We start from the raw sequence: 11,093 nt of genomic DNA on the forward strand, positions 1-11,093 counted from the left end.
CTAATTCGCGTGGTTTACGCCGGAATTATCGACGCATCCAATCAAGAAGAAAAGCACGGCCGCACCGGTCCCGCCAGCCGCAATTGGGCCGACGCTTGGGCTGCTTGGGCAGGAAACTGGGACGGATACCGTGCATGGGGAAAGTGGGGTTACCGGGTACTAAACCGATTAACAACAAAAAACCCGAGCGTTATGGGCTCGGGCGGTGTCGGATTTCAGCGGAGCTAAAATCAGGCAAACGTACCGAGCAGAAACAGCCGACCTGGCTGCATCTTATCCGAATTGCTGGTGAGTGTTAGGTGGCGGTACATGGTTGTTTGCTTTTGGTGCGACAAAGGTTAGCAATTAATTTCTACCGCGCAAATTAATTTTAAAATTATTGGTAATTAATTTATTTAATATGCTCATTCTGCTCAATTATTCGCTTTTGCGTTGTTGAACTAAAGCGGCGAATACATCAGTAAAGCTTGGGGAGCAAAACCGCATTCACACGGAAACTCCTATTTCGCCCCACTCAACCTTTTGCGTGATTAGCGCTTTGCGTATTCATGCCCTGCCTCGCTACTTCCGACCATTACACGCTGGACTTGCCCGCCGGGCACCGTTTTCCCATTGCCAAGTATGCCCTGATTCGGGAGCAGCTGCTGTGGCAGGGCATCGCGGCGGCGGCAGATTTCTACGAGCCGGGGCTGTGCGCGGAGGAAGACATTCTGCGGGTTCACACCGCCGAGTATTGGCGCAAAGTGCGGGACTTGCGGCTTTCGGCAGACGAAGTGCGGCGGCTGGGCCTGCCGCAAAGCGCGCAGTTGGTGCGGCGCTCGCTCAGCAGCAGCGCCGGCACCGTGCAGTCGGCCCGGCGGGCCCTGCGCGATGGCATTGGCCTGAACCTGGCGGGCGGCACGCACCACGCGTTTGCCGACCGGGGCGAAGGATTTTGCGTGCTCAACGACCAGGCCATTGCCGCGGCGCAGCTGCTGGCGCACGGCTTGGCAAAGCAAGTGTTGATTGTGGACCTCGACGTGCACCAGGGCGACGGCACGGCGGCTATTTTTCGAAACGAGCCGCGGGCCTTCACCTTTTCCATGCACGCCGGCGCCAATTATCCGCTGCGCAAGGAGCGGTCGGACCTGGACGTGCCGCTGGCCCTGGGCACCGGCGACGCCGACTACCTGGCTCAGCTCGCGGCCACGCTGGCGCCGCTGGTGGACCAGGTGCAGCCCGACTTTATCTTCTACCAGGCCGGCGTGGACGTGCTGGCCACCGACAAGCTCGGCAAGCTGGCCCTGACGCCCGCCGGCTGCCGGCGGCGCGACGAGCTGGTGCTGGGCCTCTGCCGCACCCGGGGCCTGCCGGTGGCCGTGGGCATGGGCGGCGGCTATTCCGAGCGGCTGGCCGACATCGTGGATGCGCACTGCAACACGTTTCGAGTAGCATTTGAGCTGTGGCCGTAGGCGCGCCCCCGCTGACTGCCCTTGCCGCTTTGCTACCTTTGCAGTTGATGAAAAAAGCTGATTCAGCGCATCCTGCGCCCATTACCGTGCCCGTTCGGCTCGATGAGCAACCCGTGGGCTCCCCCGCCCAGCAGGCCTTTCGGCAGGCCATTGTGGACGTGGAGAACCTGCGGGAGCAGTTGCGCGACCTGCGCGCAGCGCAGGCCGAAGCGCGGCGGCGCTACTGGCAGCAGGTAGGCCCGGCAGCCACGGCCGTGGTCACGGCCCGGCGTAGCTTGTTTCCGGCCCTGGAAGAGGCCCTGCTGCTGAGCTGCTTCAGCCGCTTGGAGGAAGCCCAGATTACGGCGTTAATCCTCGGGAATGCGCGGGCGTTGGAGGAGCGGTTTGGCGAAGACGAAGCGGCAATAATCCGCAAATACGCCCCCGCGGAGCATCGCCAGGCGCCCGGTTCAGCGGCGGAGAACACCAGCCAGGCCGACTCTGCGCCCAACCCGGCACCTGCCCCCGACCCCACCCTGCCCCCGCACGAGCAGGCCGCGGCCCAGGCCCGCGCCCGCCGCAAAACCAAAGCCCAGCGCGCCCAGGAGGCTGCCGCGCAAGCGGCGCGGGCCGACCAGCAGCAGTTCGAATCCAACGCCAAAACCATCTACCGTCAGCTGGCCCGGACCCACCACCCCGACCTGGAGCGCGACCCCGAGAAACAAGCGGACAAAACCGCCCAGATGCAGCGCATCACCGCCGCCTACGAGGCCGACGACCTCTACACGCTGCTGCGGCTGCTGGCCGAAACCGGCCCCGCCGATGCGGCCGCCGACGACGTGCTGGCGCGCTACACCCGCGCCCTGCGCCAACAGCAAATCACCCTGAAGCAGGCCATGAACGAGGTGAAGTACGGGCCCCACGGTTTTGTGGGCAGCACCGGCAAGAAGCAGGAGCTGGAGCTGCGCCAGCTCAAGCGCGACCTGCGCGCCGAGGCCGACTACTTGCAGCACGTGGGCCAGCTGCTCCGCGAGCCCGACGGCCTGCGCGACGTGCTCCGGCAACTCGCCGCCGAAGGACTCGAAAGCATTTAACCGCGCCGCGCCGGTTCTGACAACGGCAAAAAGGCCACCCTGCAAATATTAGCAGAGTGGCCTTTTCAATAGTAGCGGCTGTGGCGAAACGCTAGGCGCCTTTCGAGGCCAGGATGTCCACCATTTCGATGTGCGGCGGGCTGGCCCACAGGTCGGCGTGGGTGCCCAGGGCCGCGGCTACCTGGCCGGCGAGGTGGGCTTTGCGGCCGGCTTCGTCGGGAAAAGTATCGAAAATGCCGAAAGTGGACGGGCCCAGCCGCAGGGCGTACCAGGTGGTGGTGGCGGGCTCGGCGTCCACAATGGGCAGGGCGCCGGCCAGGAAATCGGCGACGGTTTGTTCGTGGCCGGGCTTCACTTCGAGGCGAACCAGGAGGGCAACTTTTACCATGAGAAAGAGGGGGTTAAGAGTGGAGGTCCGTACGCAACAAACGCCAGGCTTTTTCGGCTGGTGCGACTGGTGAGCTACGAAATGAAGGCCACCGCAGATTGCACCACGCCGGCATCGCGCAGAATGCGGTTGTGCCCCAGGCCGCGCGTGGCCAGCAGGACCGCGTCGGGCCAGGCCGCGGCAATTTGCCGGCCCTCGGCGAAGGGCACGATTTCGTCGTGCTCGTCGTGCAGCAGCAATACCTTTTCGGCCCCCAGCGTGGGCCCGGCGGCGGCCACGGCAAACGAATCGGCCGGCCGGCCGGTATATTCCAGAATGTGCCGGGCGAAGCGCTCCACCGTGTCCGCGGGTAGGTAGAGTAGGTCGGCAAAGCGCCCGGCCACCGCGCGCGGGCTCACCGGGGCGCTGAGCAGTACGAGTCGCGGCAGGGGGCCGTGCCCGGCGGGCAGCCGCGCCGGCAAGCCCGCCACGGCCGCGGCCCCGAAGGAGTGCGCCACCACGGCGCGCACCGCCCCGGCCGTGGCCAGCACGGCCCCTACGGCCCCGCCAAAGCCGGTGAGCGTGGCCTGGCGGCCGGCCGAAGCGCCGTGCGCGGGCCCGTCCAGGGCCACCACCCGGTAGCCGGCCGCGAGCAGCGCCGGCACCCAGGCCCGCCAGAAGCTGGCCCGGTGCTCCCAGCCGTGCACGAGCACTACGGCCGGCGCCGCGGCCGGGCCCCACTCATACACGGCCACGGCGCCCGTTTCGGGGTTGTCGATGGTGCGGCGGCGGGCGTCGGCCAGCGCAGCGGGCTCCCAGGGCTTGAGGGGCAGGCGGCGCGGCGTGCAAAACAGCTTCCAGGCCAGCCGGAACGCCAGGCCGGGGGCCACCGCAGCGAGAATGCGAAACTGCACCCGCAACCAGCGCAACGCGGGCGGGGGCGAAGGATACCGCACGCGCGGGGCCGCCGCGGCAGGCGCCGCCGCCGCCGGGTAATAATCGTGGGCGGGAGAATAGGTGTTGGTCATGGCAAGTCAGCGGATGATTACGATTGTCGATTCCGAGGCTTCTGCCCGGAGCGGCCAATTGCCGGGCACGGGCAGCATCACACTTTGAAAAGCCGGGGCGGCCCGGGCCTTTTCGCAGGCATTCTTCACTGGGCAAACAGCTCCAGCCGCAGCTGGCCGACGATGACCTGGAACGGGGTTTCGTCGTGCACCCGGGCCACTTGCAGCGCCCCCGCCAGCGTGGTGAGCACCTGCGCCGCTTTGGCCGCCGGGCTGCCCACAAAGCGCAGGGTGCCCGTGGCCCGGCCCACGGCCAGCACCTGAGCCAGCCACTCGGTCAGCTCGCGGTTGAAGGTGCGCAGCTCGGCTTGCATGGGGGCGGGCAGGGTGCGAAAATCGGCCGCCAGCGCCCCGAATAGGCACACGCGGCGGTCGTGCCCGAGGTGGGTATCGTACACGGCAAACAGGGCTTCGAGCTGCTGGTTGGGCCGCAGCTCGGCTACCCGGGGCAGGTCGCGCCACTTGCGCAGGCGCCGCAACTGCCGGGCCACGATGGCGGTGCCCAAGTCGTCTTTGCTGGGGTAGTGGTAGTGAATGGCCGCCGGCTTCATGCCCAGTTCGCGGGCAATGTGCTGGTAGCTGAAGGCATTGAAGCCGCGCTCCAGCAGCAGGTTTTCGGCCAGGTCCAGGATGCGGGCCCGGGTGTCGGCGGGCGTTACGGGGGGCGTTGCTTGCTGGGTCATGATGAAGCAAATATAAGCGAATTATATTTTACTTACTAGTAAGTAAGCAAAGAAGTCAAAAGCCCAAAAAGCCCTGCTCGCGGGGAGCAGGGCCTTGAGCGGATTGAGCGGAGCTTCGGGGAGCCAAGGGCTACTCTTCGGGATGCCGGCCCAGGGCGTCGACGGCGGCCTGCACCGCCTCGGCGCGGTAGGCGGGCGCGGTGGCGGGCGCTTTGAGCAGGCGCAGCAGGCGCTGGTACTTGGCGCGGCCCTCGGCCAGCATGTGCTCGCTCACTTCGATGGTGAACACACTAAAGGGCTCCACCTTTTGCACCCCCACCAGCAAAAACCGCTCGGCGCGCAGGGCGTCGGTGTAAAAAGCCGCTTGGCGGTCGTAGTCGTAGGCCGAGCATTGCCAGAGGAAGTGGTCGGCGTCGCGGGCCATGGTGGTTTTGAAGTCGATGATGGTGAACGGCTGGTCGGGCTGGTCCACCACGAGGTCGGCGCGCAGCTTGCAGAGCGTGTCGGTGTCGGGCTCCGTAAACAGCACGCTGGTTTCCGGGGTGCCCAGCGCAAGCAGCGCGGCCAGCTGGGTGTTAAGCTTGACGCCGTCGACCAGCCACCACACCAGGGTGTCGTTGAGGCCGGGCTGGCCGGGCACGTATTCGCCCGGTTCGAGCAGGGCGGTGTGAAACGCGGTGCCAAAGCTCAGGGCGCCTTCGTTGGAATTGGTTTGGGGGCGGGGTGGGCGGCCGTCGAGGGCGTCGCGCAGGCGCGAGAGGTCGGAGTTGGCGATGGCGGGCAGGGCGCGGTACGTGTCGTAGTCGAGGCGCAGCAGGTCGGGTCGGCGGAAGGGCGTAATGAATTCGGGCATAATGGGCGTGGCTGAAAAGGTAACAGACAAAAATGCGTAATGGCTCCCAGGCCGCCCTTTTTGTAGGTAGCGACGGCCATTCCGCGGCGGCGTGCGTACTTCGGCCGGGCGGGGCGACGGGCCTTGATGTTCCTCCATTTCTTTTTGCTGCCATGGCTTCCTGGATTCCTTACGCCCTGCTTTCGGCCCTGTTCGCGGCGCTCACCGCGGTTTTTGCCAAAATCGGCATCAGGGGCGTCGACTCCGATTTGGCCACGGCCATTCGCACTGTCGTCATCCTGCTGCTGGCCTGGGGCATCGTGCTGGCGCGCGGGGCCACGGCAGCACTGCCCCTACTGACGGCGCGCACGTGGTTGTTCTTGGCTCTGTCGGGGTTGGCCACGGGGGCTTCGTGGCTGTGCTATTTCCGCGCCCTCAAGCTCGGCCCGGTGAGCAAAGTAGCCCCCGTCGACAAGCTGAGCGTTGCCCTGGCGCTGCTACTGGCGGTGGTGTTCCTGGGCGAAACCATTTCCGTGCGCGGCGCCTTGGGCGCGGGACTCATCCTGGCCGGGACCGTGGTGCTGGTATGGGCCTGATTGGCGGTCCAAACGCGTCCTTTACTCGTATCACCCCTGTGCCTAATTATTTTCAGACGACCCTGTAAGGTTCGTTTTCGGAGCACGTCTGGCCGGAGAGAACCCCTTATCACCCCTCGCCATTCCTCGCCTTATGAAAAAGCCACGCCTCTTCTCATCTCTTCTGCCGGGCCTGGCCGCTGCGCTGCTGCTGCTGAACGCCTGCAATAAGGAAACCGCCGTGCCCGCCGCCCCGGCGCCCCCCGCCAGCACCGTGTTCACCACCCTGCGCATGGGTACCGTGGTGGCGCAGGGCGGCGTGATGAGCGGCGGCACCATTGCCATCGTGAAAGCCGCCGATGGCAGCGAGCACGTGCAATTCAACGCCGATTTCTACACCGATTTTCACACCGGCTCCCTCGGGATTTACCTGGCCAAGTCGAACGCGCTGGTGCGCAACCAGCGGGCCGCCGACCCGGCCAGCGTGGTGCGCGTGGGCACCATCACCCAGTCGGGGGCCCAGCTGCTGCCCATCACGGGCACGTCCGCCGGCTTTTCGCACGTCATTCTGCACTGCGACCCGGCCCAATACAACTTCGGGGCGGCGCCCATGCAGTAAGCCATGCGGCCCCACCGCTTTCGGGTGAGCGCACTGCTGGCTTTCGGCGCCGCGCTGCTCACGTATTCGTCGGCGCAGGCCGGCGGCGGCTGGACCCGCAAAAAAGGCCACGGCTACGGGAAAGTTGGCCTCACGCTGGCCAACACCACCAAGTACCACCCGCTGCGGGGCGGCACCGTTGCCACGGCGCAGTTCAGGCAGCAGGTATACAGCGTGTACGGCGAGTACGGCCTTACCGACCGCCTCGAAGCCACCCTGAATTTTCCGTTTTTCCGCCGGGCCACCTTCCCCGACACCAGCCCCGGCCAGGGCGTGGGCGACCCGGAGTTCGGCCTGCGCTACGGCGTGCTCACCGGCAAATGGCTACTGGCCGTGGCCGTGGCGGCGCAGGCCCCGCTGGGCAACCCCAACGAGCGGGGCTTTTTTCAAAACGACCCCGACAGCTTCGTGTTTCTGCCCACCGGCAACGGGCAGTGGAACATCTGGACCCGGGCCGCCCTTTCCCACAGCCTGGGCACCGTCCCCGCCTTTTTTACCCTGGACGCGGGCTACAACGCGCGCACCGCCGGCTTCACCGACCAGTACACCTTCGGCGCGCAAGTGGGCTACCATTTCTTCGACCAGCTCTGGCTCACGGCCAACCTGCGCACCCTCGACAACGTGGGGGCTCCCAACCCGGGCAAGCTCGGCAACATCGGCCTGGGCGAAGGCGTGGCCTACTCCACGGCCGGCATCGGGGCCAGCTGGAGCTTCACCAAGCACCTCGCGGCCACGGCCGACGTAGCCGGCGGCTTTGGCAAGCTGCGCAACGTGTACTCGGGGGCTCAGTTCACGTTCGGCGTCGCGGTGGAATGGTGACTGATTGCCACTGCGCGTGCAGCGCGGCAACTACCGGTCCTCATTCCCGGTCCCGTGCAAACAAGGAGCTGCGCGCCTTCCACCGCTGGAACTTGGCGTCAATTTCCGCCAGTCCGGGGTTGTGAATGCTGCCCAGGTGCGTGGTGTGAAACTCCCGGTGCGGCACGTAGCTGCCGTCTTCCACGGCCCGGCCCACCTGCTGGTACGCATCCCGAAACGGCACGCCGGCCAGAATCAATTGGTTGATGTTTTCAACCGAAAAGATGGGGTCGTATTTGGCCTGCTCGATTACGCCGGCCTTGATTTCGATTTCGGGCAGGGCGAACAACAGGATGTCGAGCAAATTCGTGAACTGCATCATTGGTCCGAACAGCAATTCTTTGAGCAGTTGAAAGTCGCGGTGGTAGCCGCTGGGCAGGTTGCTGGTGGCCAGCATAATGTCGTTGGGCAGCGCCTGCAGGCGGTTGGCCTGGGCCCGCACTAGCTCAAACACGTCGGGGTTTTTCTTGTGGGGCATGATGCTGGAGCCGGTGGTGAATTCCTGCGGCAGCGTCACGAAGCCCAAATCCTGGCTGTTGTAGAGCACCAGGTCGTAGGCCAATTTGCCCAGCGTGCCCGCCGCGCCCGCAATGGCAAACGCGAGGGTTTTTTCGGTCTTGCCGCGCAGCATCTGGGCGCCCACCGCACTCACCGCCAGCTGGCCAAACCCCAACTCCCGGGTCGTCATTGCCCGGTCAATCGGGAAGCTGCTGCCGAAGCCCGCGCCCGACCCCAGCGGGTTCTGGTCCGCCACGGCGTGCGCGGCCTCAAACAGCGCTAAATCCAGCAGCAAATGCTCGGCATAAGCCGAAAACCACAGTCCGAAGCTGCTGGGCATGGCCGCCTGAAAGTGCGTGTAGCCCGGCAACAAGTCGTTCTTGTGCGCTTCGGCTTTTTGCAGCAGCACCGCCGCCAAGGCCAGCATTTTGCCCGCCGTCCGCTCCGTGTAGTCTTTGATGAACAGCTGAATAGCCGTCAGCACCTGGTCGTTGCGGGAGCGGGCGGTGTGAATTTTCTTGCCCGCATCGCCGAATTTTTCGGTCAGGTAATGCTCAATCTTGGAATGCACGTCCTCGAAATCAGCCTCAATCTGAAACGTACCGGCCGCCACCTGCGCCAGTAATTCATCCAACCCCGTAATTAATTGCTGCCGTTCGAACTCCGTAATCAAGCCCACCTGGGCCAGCATATTGGCCTGGGCTTTGGAAGCCAGCATGTCGAACGGCGCCAAGTACATATCTAGCACCCGGTCCTGGCCCACAGTGAATTTTTCAATGGTTTCGTTCACCGAAAACCCTTTTTCCCAAATCTTCATCGCGCGCTGATAATTAAAAACTGAAATCCGTCAGCAAGGTGATGTAGTCTTGAATGCCGGCCCGTATTTCACTCACCAGAATAAACTCGTCCGGCGTGTGCGAGCGGGCACTTTCCCCCGGTCCCATTTTCAGGGTTTCAAACGGCATCATGGCCTGGTCGGAAAGCGTGGGAGAACCATAAATTCGCTTGCCCATGGCCACGCCCTTGCGCACCAATGGGTGGTTTTCGTTGATACTGGACGAGTTGAGATGCGTGGAGCGCGGCACAATTTCCGACTGCACGTTGGCCCGGAGCAAATCGATGATTTCCTGATTTTGGTACAGCTCGTTGGTGCGCACGTCCACCACAAACTGGCAGCGGTCGGGTACCACGTTGTGCTGGGCGCCGGCAGTTATTTGCGTCACCGTCATTTTCACCGGGCCCAGCAGCGGCGATACCTTCGGAAACTGGTGCTGCCGCAGCCATTGAATGTCGTCCAGGGCTTTGTAAAGGGCGTTTTCGCCTTCCTCGCGGGCAGCGTGGCCGGTTTTGCCGTGGGCCGTGCCATCCAGCACCATCAGGCCTTTTTCGGCAATGGCCAAGTTCATTCCGGTGGGCTCGCCCACAATACCTAAATCGATTTTTCCCAGCAGCGGCAACACACTGCGGATGCCATTTGCCCCCGATATTTCCTCTTCCGCCGTAATTGCACAAACTACATTAAACGCGGTGTGCTTTTCGTAAAAATACAGGAACGTCGCCAGCATGCTTACCGCTGCTCCGCCCGCGTCATTACTGCCCAAGCCGTACAGTTTATCGCCTGCCAGCTCGGCACCAAAAGGGTCGTGTTGCCAACCGTCCCCGGGCTTCACGGTGTCGTGATGGGAGTTGAGCAGCACGGTGGGCTTGCCCGCATCAAAATGCCGGGAACAAGCCCAGACGTTGTTCTGCTGACGGTTTGTGGCCACGCCGCGCGCCACCAGAAACTCCTGAATCAGGGTGGCGGCACTGCTTTCTTCCCGCGAAAACGACGGCGTTCGGATGAGCTGCCCCAGCAGCTTCACCGCGTCCGCGCCGAGCCGTTCGATTACGTCAGGCATAGCTCGGTTTTTACGTCGCCCGCCATGTGCAGCGCGTGTTCAATAAATACTTTCTCGACGCCGTAGCCCAGGGCCTCAAAAGCGTTATCTAATTTAGGCAGCATACCATCGGCGATAATTCCCTGCGCTTGTAATTCGGCGTAGTCAGCCACTGTTATTTTTGAAATGACCGACTGGCTATTATTCGCGTCCGCCAGCACCCCTTTTTTTTCAAAGCAAAAATGCAGCTCCACTGCGTGACAATGGCTCAGGGCCTTGGCCAGCGAAGCCGCCACGGTGTCGGCGTTGGTGTTGAGCAGTTGTCCCTGCCCGTCGTGCACGATGGGGCAAAACACGGGCGTCAACCCAAGCTCCAGGAATTGGCCAACCAGCGCGGCGTCGACGCTGGTTTCGTCCAGGTCGCCCACAAAGCCGTAGTCCACCTCAGCCACCGGGCGCCGCCTGGCGCGGATTACGTTGCCGTCGGCCCCGCTGACTCCCAGCGCGTTGACGCCTTGCCGTTGGAGCGCGGCCACGATGTGCTTGTTGGTCTTGCCCGCGTAAAACATCGTCACAATGTCCAGCGTCGCGGCGTCGGTGATGCGGCGGCCTTGCAGCAGGCGCGGCGCCATGCCCAGCCTCTTCATCATTTCACTGGCGCCCTTTCCCCCGCCGTGCACGAGTACTTTCGGCCCGCCGATTGCCGCGAACCGTCGTAAGAATTCCAGCAAATCCGGCTCGTGGTCGATAATGCCGCCGCCAATCTTGAATACGTTGAGCACAGGTTTCATGCGTGTTTTATTTCACCGTTGCCCGAGGGAGAGAATGTTACTATTTCAAAAAATGTGTGGGAAATGTTGCAGGCAAAAATAGGAGCTTTTAGCTTTGCGGCAGAATTGAACCTCCTGGTTCGGGCGTTCGTTGAAGCGCCAATCACTAGTTAGCACCCATGTCCTTCTCGGTTTCCACGCCTGCTTTGCTCGCTCCTGCCGCCTGGCCGGGAATGAATGGCGTGTGCGCAACCGCTTGCGCCCTGGTGCGACGACCCTAGCGGCTTCAGCAGCCGCATGTTGGCCTTGGGGCCAGCCCTTTTGAGCCGGGCTAGTATCCGCTCAGCTTACCGACAGGTTTGGGCTTTGGTAGGAATCGCGCGC

The 11,093-nt window shown here is 63.6% G+C and carries 12 protein-coding genes; 5 read left to right on the forward strand and 7 right to left on the reverse strand.

Annotation, left to right across the window (positions count from 1 at the left end; all coding sequences use genetic code 11):
• Window positions 1–548: 548 nt before the first annotated feature.
• A complete protein-coding gene (locus tag RMO51_RS13765; protein WP_310395511.1) occupies window positions 549–1,451 on the forward strand; it encodes a histone deacetylase in 903 nt (300 codons plus the stop codon).
• Between the two features lie 47 nt (window positions 1,452–1,498).
• Window positions 1,499–2,524, forward strand: a complete 1,026-nt coding sequence (locus RMO51_RS13770; RefSeq protein ID WP_310395512.1) for a J domain-containing protein — start codon at window positions 1,499–1,501, stop codon at window positions 2,522–2,524.
• 91 nt (window positions 2,525–2,615) lie between these two features.
• Here RMO51_RS13770 and RMO51_RS13775 read toward each other — a convergent pair whose 3' ends face one another.
• The 4 genes from RMO51_RS13775 to RMO51_RS13790 all read right to left on the reverse strand — a co-directional run bounded on the left by RMO51_RS13775 (window position 2,616) and on the right by RMO51_RS13790 (window position 5,494).
• Window positions 2,616–2,912: an antibiotic biosynthesis monooxygenase gene (locus tag RMO51_RS13775; protein ID WP_310395514.1), complete on the reverse strand. Its 297-nt coding sequence runs from the start codon at window positions 2,910–2,912 to the stop codon at window positions 2,616–2,618.
• Between the two features lie 74 nt (window positions 2,913–2,986).
• A complete protein-coding gene (locus RMO51_RS13780) occupies window positions 2,987–3,919 on the reverse strand; it encodes an alpha/beta fold hydrolase (protein WP_310395516.1) in 933 nt (310 codons plus the stop codon).
• 125 nt (window positions 3,920–4,044) lie between these two features.
• Entirely contained in the window at window positions 4,045–4,641 is a 597-nt protein-coding gene (locus tag RMO51_RS13785; protein WP_310395517.1) for a TetR/AcrR family transcriptional regulator, read from the reverse strand.
• A 130-nt stretch (window positions 4,642–4,771) separates the two neighbouring features.
• Window positions 4,772–5,494 carry a PD-(D/E)XK nuclease-like domain-containing protein gene (locus tag RMO51_RS13790; RefSeq protein WP_310395521.1) on the reverse strand — a complete coding sequence of 241 codons (723 nt, stop codon included), beginning with the start codon at window positions 5,492–5,494 and terminating at the stop codon, window positions 4,772–4,774.
• 152 nt (window positions 5,495–5,646) lie between these two features.
• On the opposite strand from RMO51_RS13790, the gene RMO51_RS13795 reads away from it, so the two are divergent.
• The 3 genes from RMO51_RS13795 to RMO51_RS13805 all read left to right on the forward strand — a co-directional run bounded on the left by RMO51_RS13795 (window position 5,647) and on the right by RMO51_RS13805 (window position 7,525).
• Window positions 5,647–6,069, forward strand: a complete 423-nt coding sequence (locus tag RMO51_RS13795) for an EamA family transporter (protein WP_310395523.1) — start codon at window positions 5,647–5,649, stop codon at window positions 6,067–6,069.
• A gap of 133 nt (window positions 6,070–6,202) precedes the next feature.
• Window positions 6,203–6,667 (forward strand): hypothetical protein, encoded by a 465-nt coding sequence (locus RMO51_RS13800; protein ID WP_310395524.1) that lies wholly within the window; start codon window positions 6,203–6,205, stop codon window positions 6,665–6,667.
• Between the two features lie 3 nt (window positions 6,668–6,670).
• Entirely contained in the window at window positions 6,671–7,525 is an 855-nt protein-coding gene (locus RMO51_RS13805; RefSeq protein WP_310395526.1) for a hypothetical protein, read from the forward strand.
• Window positions 7,526–7,565: 40 nt separating this feature from the next.
• Here RMO51_RS13805 and argH read toward each other — a convergent pair whose 3' ends face one another.
• The 3 genes from argH to argB are packed head-to-tail and all read right to left on the reverse strand — an operon-like array spanning window position 7,566 to window position 10,730.
• The gene (gene argH / locus RMO51_RS13810; RefSeq protein ID WP_310395527.1) at window positions 7,566–8,879 is read right to left on the reverse strand and encodes an argininosuccinate lyase; all 1,314 of its coding nucleotides are present in this window, start codon (window positions 8,877–8,879) and stop codon (window positions 7,566–7,568) included.
• A 13-nt stretch (window positions 8,880–8,892) separates the two neighbouring features.
• Entirely contained in the window at window positions 8,893–9,960 is a 1,068-nt protein-coding gene (locus tag RMO51_RS13815; RefSeq protein ID WP_310395529.1) for a M20 family metallo-hydrolase, read from the reverse strand.
• Window positions 9,948–10,730, reverse strand: a complete 783-nt coding sequence (gene argB, locus RMO51_RS13820) for an acetylglutamate kinase (RefSeq protein ID WP_310395531.1) — start codon at window positions 10,728–10,730, stop codon at window positions 9,948–9,950. The genes RMO51_RS13815 and argB overlap by 13 nt, the downstream gene beginning before the upstream one ends.
• Between the last annotated feature and the right edge of the window lie 363 nt (window positions 10,731–11,093).

This window comes from Hymenobacter sp. (genome assembly GCF_031398885.1).
Taxonomy (GTDB): Bacteria; Bacteroidota; Bacteroidia; order Cytophagales; family Hymenobacteraceae; genus Hymenobacter.

Excerpts from the sequence above, each read along its gene's own strand:
- RMO51_RS13765 (WP_310395511.1), top strand. The coding sequence starts at position 549 with ATGCCCTGCCTCGCTACTTCCGACCATTACACGCTGGACTTGCCCGCC.
- RMO51_RS13770 (WP_310395512.1), top strand. The coding sequence starts at position 1,499 with ATGAAAAAAGCTGATTCAGCGCATCCTGCGCCCATTACCGTGCCCGTT.
- RMO51_RS13775 (WP_310395514.1), bottom strand. The coding sequence starts at position 2,912 with ATGGTAAAAGTTGCCCTCCTGGTTCGCCTCGAAGTGAAGCCCGGCCAC.
- RMO51_RS13780 (WP_310395516.1), bottom strand. The coding sequence starts at position 3,919 with ATGACCAACACCTATTCTCCCGCCCACGATTATTACCCGGCGGCGGCG.
- RMO51_RS13785 (WP_310395517.1), bottom strand. The coding sequence starts at position 4,641 with ATGACCCAGCAAGCAACGCCCCCCGTAACGCCCGCCGACACCCGGGCC.
- RMO51_RS13790 (WP_310395521.1), bottom strand. The coding sequence starts at position 5,494 with ATGCCCGAATTCATTACGCCCTTCCGCCGACCCGACCTGCTGCGCCTC.
- RMO51_RS13795 (WP_310395523.1), top strand. The coding sequence starts at position 5,647 with ATGGCTTCCTGGATTCCTTACGCCCTGCTTTCGGCCCTGTTCGCGGCG.
- RMO51_RS13800 (WP_310395524.1), top strand. The coding sequence starts at position 6,203 with ATGAAAAAGCCACGCCTCTTCTCATCTCTTCTGCCGGGCCTGGCCGCT.
- RMO51_RS13805 (WP_310395526.1), top strand. The coding sequence starts at position 6,671 with ATGCGGCCCCACCGCTTTCGGGTGAGCGCACTGCTGGCTTTCGGCGCC.
- argH (WP_310395527.1), bottom strand. The coding sequence starts at position 8,879 with ATGAAGATTTGGGAAAAAGGGTTTTCGGTGAACGAAACCATTGAAAAA.
- RMO51_RS13815 (WP_310395529.1), bottom strand. The coding sequence starts at position 9,960 with ATGCCTGACGTAATCGAACGGCTCGGCGCGGACGCGGTGAAGCTGCTG.
- argB (WP_310395531.1), bottom strand. The coding sequence starts at position 10,730 with ATGAAACCTGTGCTCAACGTATTCAAGATTGGCGGCGGCATTATCGAC.